General features: G+C 36.6%; 28 protein-coding genes. 9 read left to right on the top strand and 19 right to left on the bottom strand.

The window, feature by feature from the left end; genetic code table 11:
- Positions 1 to 238 precede the first annotated feature (238 nt).
- The 7 genes from pal to ybgC all read right to left on the bottom strand — a co-directional run bounded on the left by pal (position 239) and on the right by ybgC (position 5,868).
- Complete coding sequence (pal, locus tag B9T35_RS08250) at positions 239 to 808, bottom strand: peptidoglycan-associated lipoprotein Pal (protein WP_086190648.1); 570 nt, start codon at positions 806 to 808, stop codon at positions 239 to 241.
- 39 nt (positions 809 to 847) lie between these two features.
- Positions 848 to 2,131: a Tol-Pal system beta propeller repeat protein TolB gene (tolB, locus tag B9T35_RS08245; RefSeq protein ID WP_086190647.1), complete on the bottom strand. Its 1,284-nt coding sequence runs from the start codon at positions 2,129 to 2,131 to the stop codon at positions 848 to 850.
- Positions 2,132 to 2,233: 102 nt separating this feature from the next.
- Positions 2,234 to 2,725 (bottom strand): hypothetical protein, encoded by a 492-nt coding sequence (locus tag B9T35_RS08240; RefSeq protein ID WP_086190646.1) that lies wholly within the window; start codon positions 2,723 to 2,725, stop codon positions 2,234 to 2,236.
- Between the two features lie 83 nt (positions 2,726 to 2,808).
- Positions 2,809 to 4,284, bottom strand: a complete 1,476-nt coding sequence (tolA, locus tag B9T35_RS08235; RefSeq protein ID WP_086190645.1) for a cell envelope integrity protein TolA — start codon at positions 4,282 to 4,284, stop codon at positions 2,809 to 2,811.
- Between the two features lie 3 nt (positions 4,285 to 4,287).
- The gene (gene tolR, locus B9T35_RS08230; protein WP_086190644.1) at positions 4,288 to 4,737 is read right to left on the bottom strand and encodes a protein TolR; all 450 of its coding nucleotides are present in this window, start codon (positions 4,735 to 4,737) and stop codon (positions 4,288 to 4,290) included.
- Entirely contained in the window at positions 4,737 to 5,435 is a 699-nt protein-coding gene (tolQ, locus tag B9T35_RS08225; RefSeq protein ID WP_086190643.1) for a protein TolQ, read from the bottom strand. The genes tolR and tolQ overlap by 1 nt, the downstream gene beginning before the upstream one ends.
- A 25-nt stretch (positions 5,436 to 5,460) precedes the next feature.
- Entirely contained in the window at positions 5,461 to 5,868 is a 408-nt protein-coding gene (gene ybgC / locus B9T35_RS08220) for a tol-pal system-associated acyl-CoA thioesterase (RefSeq protein WP_086190642.1), read from the bottom strand.
- A 169-nt stretch (positions 5,869 to 6,037) separates the two neighbouring features.
- Between ybgC and B9T35_RS08215 the strand changes: the two genes are divergently transcribed.
- On the top strand, positions 6,038 to 7,264 hold the full coding sequence (locus tag B9T35_RS08215) for a tyrosine-type recombinase/integrase (RefSeq protein WP_086190641.1): 1,227 nt from the start codon (positions 6,038 to 6,040) through the stop codon (positions 7,262 to 7,264).
- A 6-nt stretch (positions 7,265 to 7,270) separates the two neighbouring features.
- Here B9T35_RS08215 and B9T35_RS08210 read toward each other — a convergent pair whose 3' ends face one another.
- The 10 genes from B9T35_RS08210 to B9T35_RS08165 form a co-directional block, all read right to left on the bottom strand.
- Positions 7,271 to 7,537 (bottom strand): DNA-binding protein, encoded by a 267-nt coding sequence (locus B9T35_RS08210; protein WP_086190640.1) that lies wholly within the window; start codon positions 7,535 to 7,537, stop codon positions 7,271 to 7,273.
- Entirely contained in the window at positions 7,537 to 7,770 is a 234-nt protein-coding gene (locus B9T35_RS08205) for a hypothetical protein (RefSeq protein ID WP_086190639.1), read from the bottom strand. Before B9T35_RS08205 ends, B9T35_RS08210 begins: the two co-directional genes overlap by 1 nt.
- Positions 7,763 to 8,188, bottom strand: coding sequence for a hypothetical protein (locus B9T35_RS18645; protein ID WP_228147106.1), 426 nt, complete (start codon positions 8,186 to 8,188; stop codon positions 7,763 to 7,765). Before B9T35_RS18645 ends, B9T35_RS08205 begins: the two co-directional genes overlap by 8 nt.
- Before the next feature lie 246 nt (positions 8,189 to 8,434).
- Complete coding sequence (locus B9T35_RS08195) at positions 8,435 to 9,202, bottom strand: ERF family protein (RefSeq protein WP_086190638.1); 768 nt, start codon at positions 9,200 to 9,202, stop codon at positions 8,435 to 8,437.
- An 11-nt stretch (positions 9,203 to 9,213) separates the two neighbouring features.
- Complete coding sequence (locus B9T35_RS08190) at positions 9,214 to 9,756, bottom strand: hypothetical protein (RefSeq protein WP_086190637.1); 543 nt, start codon at positions 9,754 to 9,756, stop codon at positions 9,214 to 9,216.
- Complete coding sequence (locus B9T35_RS08185; RefSeq protein WP_086190636.1) at positions 9,753 to 9,956, bottom strand: hypothetical protein; 204 nt, start codon at positions 9,954 to 9,956, stop codon at positions 9,753 to 9,755. The genes B9T35_RS08190 and B9T35_RS08185 overlap by 4 nt, the downstream gene beginning before the upstream one ends.
- 213 nt (positions 9,957 to 10,169) lie before the next feature.
- Entirely contained in the window at positions 10,170 to 10,541 is a 372-nt protein-coding gene (locus tag B9T35_RS08180; RefSeq protein WP_086190635.1) for an ASCH domain-containing protein, read from the bottom strand.
- Positions 10,513 to 11,565 (bottom strand): hypothetical protein, encoded by a 1,053-nt coding sequence (locus B9T35_RS08175; RefSeq protein WP_086190857.1) that lies wholly within the window; start codon positions 11,563 to 11,565, stop codon positions 10,513 to 10,515. Before B9T35_RS08175 ends, B9T35_RS08180 begins: the two co-directional genes overlap by 29 nt.
- Positions 11,566 to 11,619: 54 nt before the next feature.
- The gene (locus B9T35_RS08170; protein WP_086190634.1) at positions 11,620 to 11,922 is read right to left on the bottom strand and encodes a hypothetical protein; all 303 of its coding nucleotides are present in this window, start codon (positions 11,920 to 11,922) and stop codon (positions 11,620 to 11,622) included.
- Between the two features lie 26 nt (positions 11,923 to 11,948).
- Entirely contained in the window at positions 11,949 to 12,620 is a 672-nt protein-coding gene (locus B9T35_RS08165; protein WP_086190633.1) for an XRE family transcriptional regulator, read from the bottom strand.
- Between the two features lie 122 nt (positions 12,621 to 12,742).
- Between B9T35_RS08165 and B9T35_RS08160 the strand changes: the two genes are divergently transcribed.
- The 8 genes from B9T35_RS08160 to B9T35_RS08125 are packed head-to-tail and all read left to right on the top strand — an operon-like array spanning position 12,743 to position 16,032.
- The gene (locus tag B9T35_RS08160; protein WP_086190632.1) at positions 12,743 to 12,976 is read left to right on the top strand and encodes a Cro/CI family transcriptional regulator; all 234 of its coding nucleotides are present in this window, start codon (positions 12,743 to 12,745) and stop codon (positions 12,974 to 12,976) included.
- An 8-nt stretch (positions 12,977 to 12,984) separates the two neighbouring features.
- A complete protein-coding gene (locus B9T35_RS08155; RefSeq protein WP_086190631.1) occupies positions 12,985 to 13,308 on the top strand; it encodes a transcriptional regulator in 324 nt (107 codons plus the stop codon).
- A 58-nt stretch (positions 13,309 to 13,366) separates the two neighbouring features.
- Positions 13,367 to 13,633 (top strand): hypothetical protein, encoded by a 267-nt coding sequence (locus B9T35_RS08150; protein WP_086190630.1) that lies wholly within the window; start codon positions 13,367 to 13,369, stop codon positions 13,631 to 13,633.
- Complete coding sequence (locus B9T35_RS08145) at positions 13,630 to 13,932, top strand: hypothetical protein (RefSeq protein WP_086190629.1); 303 nt, start codon at positions 13,630 to 13,632, stop codon at positions 13,930 to 13,932. Before B9T35_RS08150 ends, B9T35_RS08145 begins: the two co-directional genes overlap by 4 nt.
- Entirely contained in the window at positions 13,929 to 14,882 is a 954-nt protein-coding gene (locus B9T35_RS08140) for a helix-turn-helix domain-containing protein (RefSeq protein WP_086190628.1), read from the top strand. The genes B9T35_RS08145 and B9T35_RS08140 overlap by 4 nt, the downstream gene beginning before the upstream one ends.
- A complete protein-coding gene (locus B9T35_RS08135) occupies positions 14,879 to 15,121 on the top strand; it encodes a hypothetical protein (protein WP_086190627.1) in 243 nt (80 codons plus the stop codon). The genes B9T35_RS08140 and B9T35_RS08135 overlap by 4 nt, the downstream gene beginning before the upstream one ends.
- Positions 15,122 to 15,124: 3 nt before the next feature.
- A complete protein-coding gene (locus B9T35_RS08130; RefSeq protein ID WP_086190626.1) occupies positions 15,125 to 15,532 on the top strand; it encodes a hypothetical protein in 408 nt (135 codons plus the stop codon).
- Positions 15,533 to 15,534: 2 nt separating this feature from the next.
- Positions 15,535 to 16,032 carry a hypothetical protein gene (locus B9T35_RS08125; protein WP_086190625.1) on the top strand — a complete coding sequence of 166 codons (498 nt, stop codon included), beginning with the start codon at positions 15,535 to 15,537 and terminating at the stop codon, positions 16,030 to 16,032.
- 32 nt (positions 16,033 to 16,064) lie between these two features.
- Here B9T35_RS08125 and B9T35_RS08120 read toward each other — a convergent pair whose 3' ends face one another.
- Positions 16,065 to 16,994, bottom strand: a complete 930-nt coding sequence (locus B9T35_RS08120) for a hypothetical protein (RefSeq protein ID WP_086190624.1) — start codon at positions 16,992 to 16,994, stop codon at positions 16,065 to 16,067.
- Positions 16,995 to 17,041: 47 nt separating this feature from the next.
- Positions 17,042 to 17,236: an exodeoxyribonuclease VII small subunit gene (gene xseB / locus B9T35_RS08115; protein WP_086190856.1), complete on the bottom strand. Its 195-nt coding sequence runs from the start codon at positions 17,234 to 17,236 to the stop codon at positions 17,042 to 17,044.
- Between the last annotated feature and the right edge of the window lie 17 nt (positions 17,237 to 17,253).

The raw sequence follows: 17,253 nt of genomic DNA, 5'->3' as shown, positions 1-17,253 counted from the left end.
CCTAAATATTTATACAATGAGAAGAATTACTGTTAGAAAATAATATTTAAGGGATAACTCTTATTTTACTTACTCATATTAGTGCTGAGAAATAAGAAATTAATGCACAAAAAATTATTGAGTCTTTAATAGGTTATCTTAATAATGAATCTAGTATTTTTGATTCCATAAAAAATGCCCATCTTTAATGAGCATTTTTTTTAATAAACTTTTGATTTAGGAAAGTAAATTCAAAAGTTTATTTTAATAGTGGTGGAACAGCTTCGTAGTTGAGTTCTACACGACGGTTTTCTTTCCATGCAGATTCATCATGACCTGGATTAATTGGCATTTCTTTACCATAGCTGACAGCTTCTAATTGAGTTGCATTCACGCCATTGGTAATTAAGTAGCTTTGCACTGCTTTCGCACGACGCTCACCTAAAGCCATATTGTATTCACGTGTACCACGTTCATCCGTATGACCTGTTAATGCAATTTTAGAATTTGCATTGGCAATTAAAAACTGTGCATGTGCTTGCAATGTTTGGTAATCATCATTAGAAAGATCACTGCTGTCATAATCAAAATGAACAACACGTTTTGCTAAGAATGCTTTGTTTGCAGCAGTCACACCTTTTGAAGATGCGCCATTTAAGTTTTGAGCATTTAGCGCAGCATCTTCACTTAAACCATCCGTGCTAACTGTGGTTGAACCCGTTGGCGTATTTCCTGTAGTAATTTCAGCAGCAGGTTTACGGCTTGCACAACCTGTCATGATTAAGCTTACAGCAAGTAGTGGTAAGGCTAAGTATTTAATCGTATTCATCTTCATCTCCATGACGGTTTCTTAAAACTGATTCTATGCTTATTTCGGTGCCCAAGCAGGTTCACGAACTTCACCTTGTTCACTTGGTAAATTCATGCGGAAACGACCATCGGTTGACATAATTGCCAACAAGCCACGGTTACCTTCACGTGTCGCATATACCACCATCTGTCCATTAGGAGAGAAGCTTGGTGATTCATCTAAACTTGTTGGGGTTAATATATTGGTAATACCTGTCGAAATTTCTTGAATCGCGACTTTGTAATTACTGCCAGACGGACGATGTACCAATGCAACATATTTGCCGTCTGCACTTAAAGTACCACGGGCATTGAATGCGCCACGGAAAGTGAGACGTTTGGTTGAGCCATCAGCAAACGTATAGCGATAAATTTGTGCAGAGCCGCCACGATCAGAAGTAAAGATAAACGATTTACCATCTGGAGCATAACGAGCTTCTGTGTCAATCGCGCTGTCATTGGTCATACGTTTTAATTGACGTGTATCTAGATCCATTTGGTAAATTTCAGGATTACCATTCATGGATGCAGTAAATAACATGCTCTTACCATCTGGTGAAAAACTTGGCGCACCATTCAATCCTACAAATTTTGCTAAGACTTCACGTTGTCCTGTAGATAGGTCTTGAACGTAGATTGCAGGGCGTTTGGTTTCAAAAGAAACATAAGCGATTTTCTTTGCATCAGGTGTCCAAGCAGGTGACAAAATTGGGTCACGTGAACTTAAAACAGTTTTGGGTTGTTCACCATCTGTATCTGCAATTTGTAAGGTGTAGCGTGTTGCAGGTGTCGTAGGATTACGTAGTACATAAGCAATACGACCGCTAAAATCACCTGCAATGCCTGTAAGTGCTTGGTAGATTGCATCACTAATTAAATGTGAAGCAGAGCGTACACGAGAAGCAGGTACAGTTAATAATTCGTTAAGTAAAAACTTCTGTTTTTCGACATCATACAGTTGGTATTGAACAGCTAAGCTACCATCAGCATTGGTTTTAACATCGCCTAAAACAACATAAGGAACGCCTGCTGCTTTCCAAGCCTCAGCATTGACATTATTTAAGCTTGCTGTTGCAGGCAAATTTTTAGATGCGCTGGTAAAACGGCCTGAACGATTTAAATCCTGTTCAACAATAGGATAAATAGATTGGTCATTTCCAAAAGGGATGATCGCAATTTTAGGCGCGGATTCAGGAGCTTTCGCAATTTCTAAATGTAATTGTGCATAAGCAGTTGTCATTAGTGCAGGACTGAAAGCTGCAATAAATGCCAATCCTAACAGATGTTTAGTCATCATTTTCATTGGTCGTCATGTACTCAAATATTGGTTTTTTATCTATGCTTAGCTTTGTAGCATAAAGACATGATTTTAATCTATATAAAGCATGTAATTATGAACAAAAGATTAATTAGTCTGAAATGTAATACGATTTTCTTTCACTCTTTGTCTAAGTGATACATTACTTGGCATTTTAAATGGAGAGGTTTTCATAATTGCATCTTTAATGGAGGTTTTAAAAGCTTCACTAAATTGACCATTCAAATCAACACGATTGATTGAGCCATCATCATTTAAATATATGAAAACATGCGCAATTTCAAATGTAGAAGACTTTGGGGTATGCCAATGTTTAAAAATGGCTTGACTATGTTCTTTTTGAATCAAAAGCACTTGTTGATCTTGGGTAAGAGCTTCTTCTGTTGTGGGACGATGAGAAACAGTATTTGGTAATCCATTTGGTGGAAGAGAGCGTTTAACAATTTCATCAGAAATATCAAGGGGGATTGGGTTCAGAACCTGATTTGTAATAACAAGATGATTGGTTAGAACTTCAATGGGTTCAGCATAGACCAATGGTACGTTTAAAATTAACAATAAATAAGTGAAATACTTCATTCGCAACCCTTATAAATACCCTATCCCTTATTTCAATCTCTCTAAATATAAACAACCCTGCCGAAGCAGGGGTATTGATTAAGTTACTTAACGATAAATGTTGAGGTAAAGCTTTTAGCTTCCCGACGTGCATCTGGATCGGAAGGCATTGGATAAGGTGCAGCTGAACGAACTGCTTGTTCAACACTGGCTTTTACATCTGGATCCGATGCCGTTACGATCACAGAAGCGACACCACCACTATCTGTTAATGTAACTCGTGCTGTTGCTTTTTGACCTGATGAGTCTAAAGGCATACGCCAAGCACCCCGAATTTTTCCTTCAAAATCACGCTTAGCTGTTGAAGCAACTTTTTTGGCATCTGCTTTTTTAGTTGCAGCCCCTTCTTTGGCTTTTTGAGCGGAAGAAGCCTTTTCTTCTTCAAGTTCACGGGCTAAATCAGCTTTACGTTTATCCGAAGCAGCCTTGGCTTTTGCATCAGCATCGGCTTTTGCTTTTTCATTTGCTTCTTGTTTGGCTTTCGCTGCGGCATCAGCTTTCGCTTGATGTGCTTTTTCTGCAGCATCTTGTTTGGCTTTTGCTGCGGTATCAGCTTTCGCTTGACGTGCTTTTTCTGCAGCATCTTGTTTGGCTTTTGCTGCGGTATCAGCTTTCGCTTGACGTGCTTTTTCTGCAGCATCTTGTTTGGCTTTTGCTGCTGCATCAGCTTTCGCTTGATGAGCTTTCTCGGCAGCATCTTGCTTGGCTTTTGCTGCTGCATCGGCTTTCGCTTGACGTGCTTTCTCGGCAGCATCTTGCTTGGCTTTTGCTGCTGCATCGGCTTTCGCTTGATGAGCTTTCTCGGCAGCATCTTGCTTGGCTTTTGCTGCTGCATCAGCTTTTTCAGCGGCAAGTTGTTTTGCTTTGGTATCTGCTTTCGCTTGACGGACTTTTTCAGCCATTTCTGCTTTTGCTTTTTCAGTTGCTGCTGCTCTTGCTTCAGCCTCTGCCTTCGACTTTTCAGCTGCCGTTTTTGCTTGGCGAGCTTTTTCATTGGCTTCAGTACGAGCTTTTTCAGCTGCTTCTAATTTACGTTTAGATTCAGTGGCTTCTTTTGCTTGTTTCGCCTTTTCATTGGCTTCAGCCTTTGCCTGCGCCATTTCTACTGCTTTATCTTTAACAGCTTGAGCAGCCAATAGGGCAGCAGTGGCTTCAGCCATTTCTTTTGCTGCAGCTTTGGCATCTTCAGCTGCTTTGCGTTGATCTATTTTCGGTGGAGACTGTGGCTGAGCTTCAGTGGGGATCTTCGGTGCTGTGACAACAGGTTCAGCTGTTTGTTGAATGTCAGGTGCAATTTGAGTATCTGTGGTTTCAGTCGATTCAGTTTGTTCCAGCGGTTTTGGTTCTGGTGGAGGCAAATCTTCAGGCTTTATTAGTACTGTTTTTAATCGTTTGGGTGGTTCAGGTGGTTTACTCATGCCTAAAAAAAGTAAGCCGACAATCGCCACCACATGGACACCAAGGGTGAACCCAAGCGCAATCGCTTTTTCTTTGGATTGTGGTTGCTTAAAATCTTTCATAACTTACTTTAACGGCTCTGTCAGTAATCCAACTTGGCTTAAACCTGCATCTTGTAAAGCTGCCATGAGACTCATGACATCACCATATGGTCGCTCTTTATCCCCATTCACTAAAACACTGAATTTCTGTTTTTGTGTTTCAGAATCAGTTTGTGCTTTATTGAGTGCATCTTTAAGCTGTTCAAGTGTTAAAGCTTCATCTTTATGGTCATTATCTTTCAGCAAATAACGACCTTGTTTATCTAAAGTTACAATCGCGAGATTTTCTTTAGATTCGATAGGCGTGCTATTTGCTTGTGGTAAATCCACATCAACACCTGTGGTAATCATAGGGGCTGTCACCATAAAGATGACCAATAAAACCAACATCACGTCAATATAAGGTACGACGTTCATATCACTTTTTAATGGTTTTTTAATACGCTCAAAGCGTCCAGAACGTTGAATCGCCATTATTCAGTTTCCTGTGTAGTTCCCACAGACTGACGTTGTAATAGCGCCACCATTTCTTCTGAAAATAATGCGCGGTCAGAATAAACTTCTTCGCCTTTAGATGTGTAATGGTTAAATGCCAATACAGCAGGAATTGCAGCAAATAAACCAATTGCGGTTGCAATTAATGCTTCTGCAATACCAGGGGCAACCGTTGCTAAAGTAACTTGGTCAACCTGAGCTAAACCAATAAAGGCATTCATAATGCCCCAAACGGTACCAAATAAACCGATATAAGGTGCAACTGAACCAATACTGGCAAGGGCGCTTAATCCTTGCTCTAGACGGCTTTGGTCACGACTTAAACCGACACGTAAAATACGTTCTGTACCTTCAACCATTTGCGCAGTATCGGCATGACATTTTTTAAGTTTAAAAAATTCACCTAAACCTTGATAAAAGATATCTTCCAATCCTTCACGCTTAGAGTTTAGTTGCGCATTGTTAAATAAAGTATTGAGTTCTGCGCCTGACCAAAAGATTTTTTGGAAGTGCTCATCACCCTGTTGGGCTTTTTTATAACCCATATGTAACTTGGCAATCAGATACCAACTAAATAGGGATGCTAAGACCAGAACAAGCATGACCAGTTGTACCACTGGACTTGCTTGTAAAATTAAATCTGAGATGTGAAGCGATGATTCTAGTTGTGTTGCCATAGGTTACATGTGCCAATAATATTTTTTATTCGTGAGCTAATTCTCTTTGAATTAAATCACGGATTTCGTCAGGAATTCTACGAGGTTTCATTTCTGCACTAATGCATGCCAATTCAACCTCGCCAGAAGCAAGCATGATTTCACCACGATAAATATTTTGTTGCAATACAAAAGACGTAGCTTTACATGAAACTACACGAGCAGTAACAGTAATTAAGTCATCCATGAGTATAGGGCGCGAATATTTCAGTGAGATTTTATGCACCACGAAATTATAATCTTTTTGATGCCAATAGTGGTCAATTCCTGAAGCACGTAACCATTCTGTGCGGGCACGTTCCATAAAGCGAATATGGTTCGCATGGTAAACAATTCCACCTGCATCTGTATCTTCAATATATACACGGATTTGGAATTCAAATTTGTTCGCCATTTTTTAGTACCGTCATAAAATTAAATAGTAATATATTTCAATATCTTAATTGATATTTATCAAACGTAATTAAGAGCTAAAATGTAGACTTTTTAAATTTGTAGACCCATGGTAGACGCTAAAATAATAAGGTATATTATTGCGAATTATTGCTTAACTTAATTCTACTATGGCTAACACAAGAATAAAACTCACAAAAACATATATAGATAATCTCAGTGAGCCTGGTATCTATCGTGATAGTGAGTTAATTGGTTTTGCTATTCGTGTTAACACAACTTGTAAAACTTATGTTGTTGAGAAAAAAGTTAATGGCAAGGCTATTAGGTCTACGATTGGTCTACATGGAAATCTAACATTAGCTCAGGCACGAATTTTAGCACAGGGCTTACTTTCACAAATGGCGCAAGGTTACAATCCGAACCAAATTAAAAAAGAAAAAAGAGAACAATTAATCATCAATGATAAGGTGTCAAAACAACAACCTACTTTAACTATTGCATATGATGAATATCTAAAACATCGAAAATTAAAAAGTAGAAGTCTTGAAGATTACAACAGGGCAGTGAACCAATACTTATCTGAATGGAAAAATTTAAAGCTTATTGATATAACCAGAACCCATGTACATGAGAAATATGCAGAACTCACTGAAAATAGCCCGGCACAAGCAAATATTGCAATGGCTGTATTTAGAGCAATATTTAACTTTTCTGTAGAGCACTTTCTTGATGAGCAAGATAATTCACTAATAAATACAACCAATCCAGTTGCGACCCTTAAAGCAAAGCGAACATGGAATAAAATAAAACGTAGAAAAGGTTACGTTAAACAAGAGCAAATAGGTGATTGGGTCAATGCTGTTATGAATTTCACAGCTTTACGTCAAGAACGAAATACTGTTAGAGACTTTTTATTAACATTAGTTTTGACAGGTTTTAGACGTAAAGAATGTGAAACGTTAACTTGGGATGCAATCGACTTAAAGTATGGATGGATTACTTCGTTAGATCCTAAAAATGATGACCCTCATACTTTACCTATGGGTGATAGGCTTTGGGAAATAATGAAAAGTCGTAAAGAACAACAATATAACGATTATGTATTTGCTTCACCACGTTCAAAATTGAAAGGCTATACGACACACTTATATGAAGCTAAAGCAAAAGTAATAGAGGCGAGTGGAGTGGAGTTTACTTTTCATGATTTACGCAGAACATTTAGCTCTATTGCTGAAAATTTAGATTATGGCCAATACACAATAAAACGACTTTTAAATCACACAGTTTCATCTGATGTGACTGAAGGTTATGTTCAAATTAGCGATAAAAAACTAAGAATGGCAATGCAAGAAATTGAAGATATTGTTTTTTCAGGGTATGAAAAAGGGGAATAAATCCCCCTATGCTGTGTGTTTTAATTTTTTACTGTGGAAAAAATCAATTACATCTGCTTTTTTATATAAAACCTTTCTTGTACCTTCTGGTTTCATAAAAGGAATACCACCACCATCACAACGTTTTAATTGCAACCATGGTAAAGAAACCTCAAAAGTAATTGCAATTGTTTCAGGAGGAAATGCAGCATCAACAGGTGAGGCCCAAAACTTAATTGCTTCTGCAGTTCTTTGTTCAATAGACATTTTATCTAGTTTAGTTAATCGCCCCATCATGACACCTCCTTTAAGCTTTCCAAAACTGAATTTGGCATCATGGCCACATTGTTCACTTCCAAAATCTCATCAAGACTTACAAAAAATGGGTGACGACTTACAGCATCATTTCCAACAATGTTTTCTGACCCATCGATCCGTCGTACAATGCCTTCCACTACAATAATTTGACCTAGAAAATTTTCAAACTGAGCTTTGATCTTGTCACCAACTTGGATTTTCTCAATCATGACTTTGCTCCTGTACTTCGATCATGATCTTGTAGTTTTCTTGAAACTCCCTGGCTTTATTTGTGCACCATCGCAATCGAATTTGTTCACGGTGTGTGGCTGTTGATCCTCTGTGCTCATAATCAAACATGCTTTGAATATTATTAAATGCGTCACTTGCCAACTCATCTGCTAGCTCATCACTCAATAATTTCGGCACAAGCACAAAACCTTCAGGTACCACCTTTCTCTTTGCACAAGCTAACCATGCGTACCAACGTTGATTCATGATGCTAATGTATTCAACCTCAGTGTCGCTAACATTGTATTTACGCCACATGAATTGCTCTGTTTCCTCATCGAATTGGATTTTTCGAGAATCATCTTTGTAGTTCACATAGATATTAAGAAACGCAGTTTTTTCTTTATTAATTTCCATCACCAACTCCACATTTCAAAATTGATATAAACAGACCCACTTACCGCAATAGAAAACTCAAGCCACAAAATAAGAATTTCCATCCTTGGACCTCCAGTTCGCTTCTTTAAATTTTGCATCCGTGACTAGTTCTTCAATTTCACCCACACCGACGTTGCTAAACACGTGGGTCATCTTTACCCCGAACACAGTGAGTGTTCGGGTCGCCGTAGAATATGTAAATTTCATTGCTTCTCCTCGAGCACATCAATGGTGCATTTGATTGTTTTGTTGAGTATTACTTTGTGTTGGCCATCCCATTTGATCTGCTCGAGCACGACAAGCATTGGTAATACCTGCTTCATAGGTCGTACCTTTAAATCTATTTGCAGCCGCTTTAAGAACACCTTTGTCCGATGTGCTTTTAATGGCATTCAAAGCATCATTAAAGAGTTGGGATTGGCTACGTTTAGGCTTTTGTTGGCTATTTGATTGTTGATTATTTTGATTCTGCGTTTGGTTACGTTGAGCGTTATTTTGAGCAGGAGCAGACTGCTGTGTCTGTCTATTTTGCTGATTATTATTTCGGGCAGAGCCATTATTGACTTGGTTGTGATACTCATCAGAGTCATAGTCTTTGGTATCATCAATTAAGAACAAACCATTGAGTGCATATTTACGAGCATAAGAACTCGATGCACCAAAGGTCTGAGCTACATCCATACCTTTCTTGCTAATCTCTACACCTGCATGGGCTTTGACTACCGTTTCTTTACCATTGGCATCAGTTAGGATCACTTTTGCTGTGACTACGACAACAGGTCCAATCTCTTGAACTTCATCAGTGATGATGAGTGTTGCATTGTATTTTTGAAGAAGTGGCTTAACTGCTTCAAGAATGTCTTCGCAGTTACGATAGTTATAATTACCAAATGTATTTCTTTTACTTTTCGGTGCTTTTAATTCAAGTTGAATTTGTTGAAGCACATTAATGTTTTGTTCAGCAGGTATTTGGTTTTGAGTATTTGTAGACATGATAATTCTCCTTAAACCGAACGATGGCTTTTAGACCATTTCTTATATTCTGGTGTTTGAAAGTGGCCAATATTTTCTAAGACTTGGTTGTACTCAGCATTGCGCTTAGCTTTACGTGCAACCAGTAATGCTTTAATTAGCCATTCAGGAGCAGTGGCTTTGTCTAGAAGAATGAGACTGCCTAGAGATTCTTTATAAATATCGAAACCATCTAGGTTGATTCCACTTCGACCAATAGGCTTAAGAACATAAAAGCTAGGGCGATCTTTACCTACACGATAGCGCTCATTTTTATCACCATCTAAATTAAGAAACTCAGAGAAGTATTGAGCTGCTTTATCTTTTAGATCCCGTTGAATGCCGTTATCTAAACCTTGAGAGAAGCGAAATTTAATGAAGCCACCAAAGAAGTCTGCAAAACCTAAACGTGCTTGAGGAGTTAAAAGCTCCCAATCGTTAGTTTCTACTTCGGCATAGTCGATATTTAAACCTCTAGCTAAAGCTTCAAAGACTTGAGCAGGTGCGAGGGTTTGTTTAATGGTTTGAGTATTCATGCTTGAGCACTCCCAATCTTTGCAACAGCGTTTTGATGAGCTGTGCAACTAAAGAGACCCCCAACGCACATCACAATGATAATTATTGAAGCTAAGACCAAACCTGATTTAGATTTGTACTTTACTGTGTTGGTAGAGGTTGGGCTTTGGTACAGCGTACCTTGTGGAGTTGTTTGACTTTGAATAGGGTTTTGTTTCATACTTACCTCGTTGTTAGCAAAAGCGCATTTGATTTGAGAGTCGGTGCGTTTTTTGTTTGTTTGTGAGATAAATATAACTATAGTTATTTTAATAGTCAAGAATATATCAAAGATAATATTACTTTAATTATAATTTAAATAACTGTAATTGTTATTTATGCTTTAATAAGCAAAAGAAAACCCACACTGGGTGGGTTGTTTGGAGTTTTTAATTCATATGTATACATATGACTGAGGAGCTTTGAGTCCTACTTTTATGTCTTCTAGAGCTTGTGGATTTAAATATTCCCTAACATGCTTAACCTTAATTGCATAGGCCATCTTTCTATTTTCAAAATAATCATCAAAAAAAGATTTTGATATACCTGAAAACTCACTGGTTTCATTCCAAATTTCTTGAGGTGAGTTCGAAATGATATGCTCTATATCAAATTCACCTATAACCTTGCCTATTGGCATAGTTGCATAAATAAGAACAGTTTTAATTCCATCACGTTTGAAAAGTGATTTTCGAAATTCAAACTTTTTCTCACCATTTAGAATTTTATTAGCAAATTCAGGCTTGATTGATAATAATACTTTCATTTGTTTGACTCACTTTAAATACGTCAAGTAGCTGTTCATAATCCAATAATCCAAACCCAGAATATGAAGAGTTTGACATTATACGCATATCAATTAAATGTTTTCTTATAATTCTTTTCGTTAATGCTACATTATAAGACATCTTAATAATAAATGGATACTTTTTATTTTTGTAAATAGTCAGTAACTCATCATCACTAAAAATACTATATTTTTTACAATATTGGTAAAATGAGTCATAGTCCGTGAATTCAAAAATACTCTTGGTTTCTTCAATAACACAAATCGAAGTAAATACGGCTGAATATAAAGCTAGCTGATTATCTTCTTTCGTTCTGTAAATGATAATTATATCGTCTTTCTTTAATTGATCCATACCTCGCATACCAGCAATATATATTTTATGGATACTATTTGTATATGAAATATCTTTTACAATACTGCTGCTACTCTCGGTTTTTAAAATAGAATCTGGAAATAATCTTGAATGGTATACAGGATAAATACTTAAAAAATAAATATTATTTTTTTTATTATTATATTTTATAAAAGGATATTCTGCTATTACAGTCCCAGACATGGCTCTAGAAAAAACACTCTCACTACCATTACTAGAATGCTTTAAACCTATTATATTGAAATTATATCTTTGAAATAACTCTATAAGAGATCTGTGTTTATCAAAAATCGTAACATATATTTCTGTAACATTCTTAAGCAATGCATAATCAAATATTTTTTTAATAAACCTTTCGCCAAGCCGAGTACCATGAGCATCAATTTTCATGGTTCCAACTTTTAATCTTAATGCTTTATTTTTAGGGGGGTCGATATCCAATATTTCATCTTCTAATTTTAGATATAGAAACCCATTCAACTGTCCTGTTTTATCAAAATGTATAATTGCCCCATTTCCAGATTTTTTTTCAAACCAATCCGAAAACTCTGCATAATCAGTTTTTAGTGAATCAAAAAATTTATCATTTAAATCAATATCTTTAAACTTTCTAATTTCAAAGCCCATTTTATTCCCCTCCCGATCATTTATAAAGGACTGCGTCGAGTTCGCAATTATCATTTACACATCCGAATACTTTTCTAAAAATTCATCTATCCACCCTTGAGCCACTTCAAGATTGGTTATATCAGTTAGCTTTAGATTGGTTTCTTCTGCTTCGTTAAAGCCTTCAATAATTGCTTCAAAGATATTTGCTTCACTAATGACCTCGCTTGCTATTTCCGCAGTATCGTAGTTTTGCTTGGCTTTTTTAAGCGAGGTTATTTGTTTATCAATTCCTGCACTAATTTTATCTAGAGCCAATTTAAATTCTTGACGATTAATCGTTAGCGCAGTTTTGGATTTATTTAGTGTTGCGATCATTACGTTCTCTTTTTAAGAAATTTTAATTATCCTGCACGCCAAATCTGACGACCCATCACTTTGAAATTTTTACCATTCTCTTCAGTAACCAATTTATCTCTATATTTTTCATTAAGACTATGAAGTATTAGTGATCCATCAGCTTCTTTGAATATTTGTTTTATCATGCCTTCACCAGCCAGATAAACTGCATAGATTTCACCATCTATCACATCAGTTTGGGCTAAATTTATACCAACTAAATCACCATCTTTAATAAAGTCCGACATACTGTCGCCTTTAGCTTTAATGATCTTCATTGTTTTTTCAGTGACATTCCTTTCTTTTAAAAAAGAAGGTGGGAAAGGTATTTTTCCATTGATTGCATCAAAGTGAAACTCAATAGACTCGCCAGATCCACATGAGAAGTTAGCCTCAACAACATCTATCCAGACAAATTCATTATCAGATCCATATTCAACAATTGTTGGTTTATGAACTTCTTTCTCTTGAAAAGAATCACCTTCACCGCCTGTGGTAAGCCAGTAAGGATCAACACCTAAGTACTGTGCAATCATTGGGAGAAATGCTGATTTTTGATTTCTGCCAGATTCAAGTGCTTGATATGCAGGTTGGGAAATTTTGACAGCTTCAGCAACTTCTGCTTGCGTCTTGCCTGCTTTCTTTCTGGATTCTTTTAAACGGTCTCGGAGAGTCATAACAAACACCAAATAGCTTTATGTAAATATATAACCTTAGTTATAAGTAATCAAATAACTATAGTTATTGACTATTGATAACTACAGTTATAATATTGGTTATATTTTATGGAGATATAACCATGGTTGAATCAAACGATAATAAATTCCAGAAGCTAGTAGCTCACTTTGGTGGTCAGGAAAACACCGCCAAAGCCCTCAATGTAAAACAACCCGCAGTATCTGGTTGGGTTTGTGGTACCAAAAAAATGTCTGAACTAGTAGCTATTCGAGCGCAGGTTGCCACTAAAGGTGAATTTAAAGCAGTCGAGCTATGCCCATCTTTAAAAGAAAGTTTTGAGCAATTAACCGCCTAGGAATCATCATGAGCAAAGTATCAATTGAATTATCTGCAAGCGCTCGCAATAACGAGTCGCTCATATTGCATTGCCTTGATTCTCAAAATCAAAAAGAGATTGCGGAATTGGTGGGAGTTGATGCAAGCACTATCACAAGAATGAAAACCGATAAAAAAGACAGCAACAATTTGACTCAAGTCGAATTCATAAGTGCTTTTGTTGATTCTTTAGGATTGAAGCTTGTGAGAAAAGGGGATGTGTATTGCTCGGTTGAGGTTGCAGAAGCGACACGAGTCTATTTAGCAAACGCATTTAACTCGCCTGAATATATGCGGATCTTATTCAAATAAAAAAGCCTGATCTTGGGGATCAGGCTTTTGATTCATCAATAAATAGGAATAAAAACCAATGAATATGAAATCAAATTTAGCACAAGCAGCCACACCTTACAACGACAGTAACTTTCTAGCTGAGGATGTTGTGGTTTTAAAAAAACTAGATCTGTTATGTGTAAAGGAACTCATCACCCTTAAAAGCTTCGATGGCCAATATTGGGAAACAGATCACCACATTGGACGTGTCTCTGAAAAAGCGATTCGTTCAGCAACACCATCAGAGTTATTTCACAAACGACGTTTGGATGAAATTGAACTTTCAATCGCGGAGGTTTCATGAATACTCAATTCCAAAGACAGCCCGATTTTAAACATCAGCAAAGCGTGCAGTCATTCTATGAACCTGCAATACGTGTGTTGAACGAAGTTTATGAAATCAAAAAAGCCAACCTCAAACGTCGTGGTTATAACGAAGACAATGCTGCAGTAACCAAAGAAGAACTAGCTCAAAAGATGGCATACAGATTCAAAATTACGATTTGGTTGGCTCATGAAGTAATTACGAGTCTGATTAAAGCAGACAAAGTTAAAACATTCGGTGGCTATGTTCAGCCCAAAATAGTTGAGGCCCAAGAATGAGTTTAGATGCGAGTATTTGGGCGTGGAAAGTACGTCAAAAGCAAAAACCTAAGGGCAGTATAAAACCACTTAAAAAGCTCGTTTTACTCTCACTTGCCGATCGTGCAAGTGAGGATCATTGCGCGTATCCAAGTGTAGCGAGATTGGTCGAAGATACAGAAATGGATCGTAAAACAGTTCTAAAAATAATCGATGAGCTCATTGAGGATGGTCTAATTGTAGATACTGGTGAGAGAAAAGGACGCACAAAACAGGTTAAAGTTTATCAATTGGTGGGTGTAAATGGACGTGAAACAGTCCCAACAACGGTACTCTTAAATACTGAAAATGATGATTTAAACAGTCCCAACAGTGGAACAGTTCCAACAACGGAACAGTTCCAACAATTCCATGAAAGAGTCCCAACAATTCCGTTAAACAGTCCCAACGTTGGGACACGGAATCTTTCAAAGAACCTCTCATTAGAATCTAAAAATATAAAAGCGTGGCTTTGTTTTAAAAAACTTCGAGAAGAAATGCATTTGGCCGATGAGAGCATCGACTTCGAAACCATCATGAAATCAAATTGGGCAAATCGAGAAAAACGGGCATTTGAAATTTATAACGCTGAAAAAAATCTTTGTGATGACCTGATGATTTACCACTTTGCAGATTGGCTGATCAACGCATACCGAAATAAATATTCAAATACACATCATTCAAATGCTGCTAAACCGAACGGATCAAGCGCACAAGCCAGACACCTGAGCGAAAAACAGATTCAGATGTTTGCTCAAAAACTTTCTCATCACTCCGATTTCATTAGCCGTTTCTCAGAACCAGGTGAATCCTACGACAAACTTGCAACGCGTATCGCTGTGAAACTTGAAGATCCAGCTCAAGCGAAGAAGTGGGAGTCTTATTTGAAACAGGTTGGCTTTGAGGGTGTGATATTGGGAGATATGGCATGAGAAATGGCTCAATACAAATGTTTGAAGATTATTTAGATATCTTGATTTACGTGGCACATGCAGATCATGAAGTTGGAGCTAAAGAACTAGAGGAAGAAGTTACAGAGTTTTCACGAGGTCAATTAAATGTACATCTGAAGCGCCTAGCAAAAGCTGATTATCTTGTATCAAACAACAAGAAAAATAATAGAGCTTATACGGCTACTGATAAAACCAAGCAATTATTTGGGGTGAAGTAATCAGTGTCTAGTATTTCCCTCGCTGAATACAAAAAACTGTACGGCAAGAAACGTAACACTGCCGTTAAGCGCAAAAAAAGGACACAGGGTGTAAAGGTTGAAAGCATTGGTGAGATTACATTGGCCAACCAATTGCGATTACTGAAAATCAGCTTTGAACAAGAATTTAAGTTTCATCCAAAACGAAAATGGCGAGCTGATTTCCACCTGGTAGAAAAAATGATTTTAGTTGAGGTGGAGGGAGGGATTTGGAGTAATGGAAGACATACAAGAGGGAAGGGTTATCTAGGTGATTTAGAGAAGTATAACGCGGCAACAATGTTGGGTTATCAGTTATTACGGTTTAGTACAGAGCAAGTGAAGTCAGGTTTAGCGGTTCAGCAGATTGAAAAGATGGTAGGGGATATATAACGATGAATACTGCAGTAGTAAAGCAACATATTTTACAATCAGTTGATTGGTCACGTTTTGATTTAGAAGGATGGTTACAGCAATTTGGGGCATGGTTATATACTAACACTGGTTCAAGCGGTCGTACGGTGAATCCTATTGCAGTTGCGATGGATAATGCAGTGAAAGTCAAGAAAAGTAAAAAGCTTAATGCTGATCAACAACTGCAGGTGATTGTGGATTACTTGGCAGGTGATTATGAGCCACCAAAACCGCGTAAGTCTAAGACGGTCTGTGAAATTGATGATAATGAAGCTCGCGCCGTTCAGCGTTTAGTTTTGGATCTACAGGGGCAGTCTGAAATATTAGACGATTGGATGGATGCCATCATTAGTCGCTATTTCTATACGAATTCATGGTCTGAAATGGTAAGAGAAGATCGTACACAGAATGATGCACGATCTGATGTGAAGTGCGGATTGGCTGCTTTGCATAGTCGGTATGGGTTTATTGAGTATTAGGTTGGAAGCACCAATAGGGTGCTTGTAGCATACTAAAATACTGAATAGTTATAATTGTCAATCGTAGTGTATAAGTATGATTTTATAGTAATTAAATTTTGTTGAGTATAAGATATTTTATAAGGTACCTTTACAGCAATTAGACATTTAACTTTACCACAGATTAAAATTTTAACCTCTTTAGTAGAAGGCTCTTTAATCTTGTTTTCACTATACCATTGGTTTATTTTTTCATCTTTAATGATTAAGCTAATTGATTGACTATCTTTAATTCTTTTTTGTGCATCATTATGTCCGTCCTTTTCGATATTGATAAGGTAATAAATCGCCAAAAAAAATAGCAAATAAATAACCAGAGAGCTTAGATAGTGAGTTATAAGCTCTTTAAAACCCTCATCAACATTTGGCGTATCAACAGCGCTATCCCAATTTGACTCAGTTTTGGCTATATTATGTGTTAATACAACTGTAGGTTTTATTAAGTTAATAATTTCTATTAGTAATTTTATTAATAACAAAATTGGCGATAAAATTATCATTAAAGTAAATAAAATAACTGCTTCTAAATATGTAGATAATTTATTGAATTTATAGATAAAATTTGATATTTTTTCTACTGGGTAATAGAATATTTTAAATATACATACAATTATTTTAACTATAAAAAGTATGATGGTTATTATTATATAAGAAAAAACTTTAGATAAAGTTTTACTAATATTCTTTTTAATTAAATTATTTATTAAAGACAATGTGATAGGTATTAAAATTCCTAAAATTATCACTTGGCTGCCCTGTAGACCACCATAAATTAAATAGTTTTGAAAATCGAAGCCTAAGGACTCATGTGTATATTCAAAATATTCAGTATAACTTTTGATGTAAAAATACCCACAAGAATACAAAACAATTGATAAACATGTAAAAAAAAGAGCCAAATCAAGGCTAAAGTTAGTTTTCAAGATAATTACTCTGAATTTTAAATTTTATGAAAATATTTTAAATTTAATTATTCTTTAAAAGTCTCATTTAAAGCCTGTTGTACAGCATCCACACGTGACTTACAGGCTTTGTATGCAGTCATCGACTCTTCTACAATCTTCATCAAATTATCAATATCAGGCTCTTCTTGAGATTCTAGCAAATCAGCATTCTTCTTAAGAACTTCATAGCCTTCTTTAAATGTTAATTCTTTCTTAGTCATTGCTTGATACCTGTGTC

Origin of the sequence: Acinetobacter sp. ANC 3832 (assembly GCF_002135415.1) — a bacterium.
Taxonomy (GTDB): Bacteria; Pseudomonadota; Gammaproteobacteria; order Pseudomonadales; family Moraxellaceae; genus Acinetobacter.
This window is presented reverse-complemented; position numbering and strand designations above follow the sequence as displayed.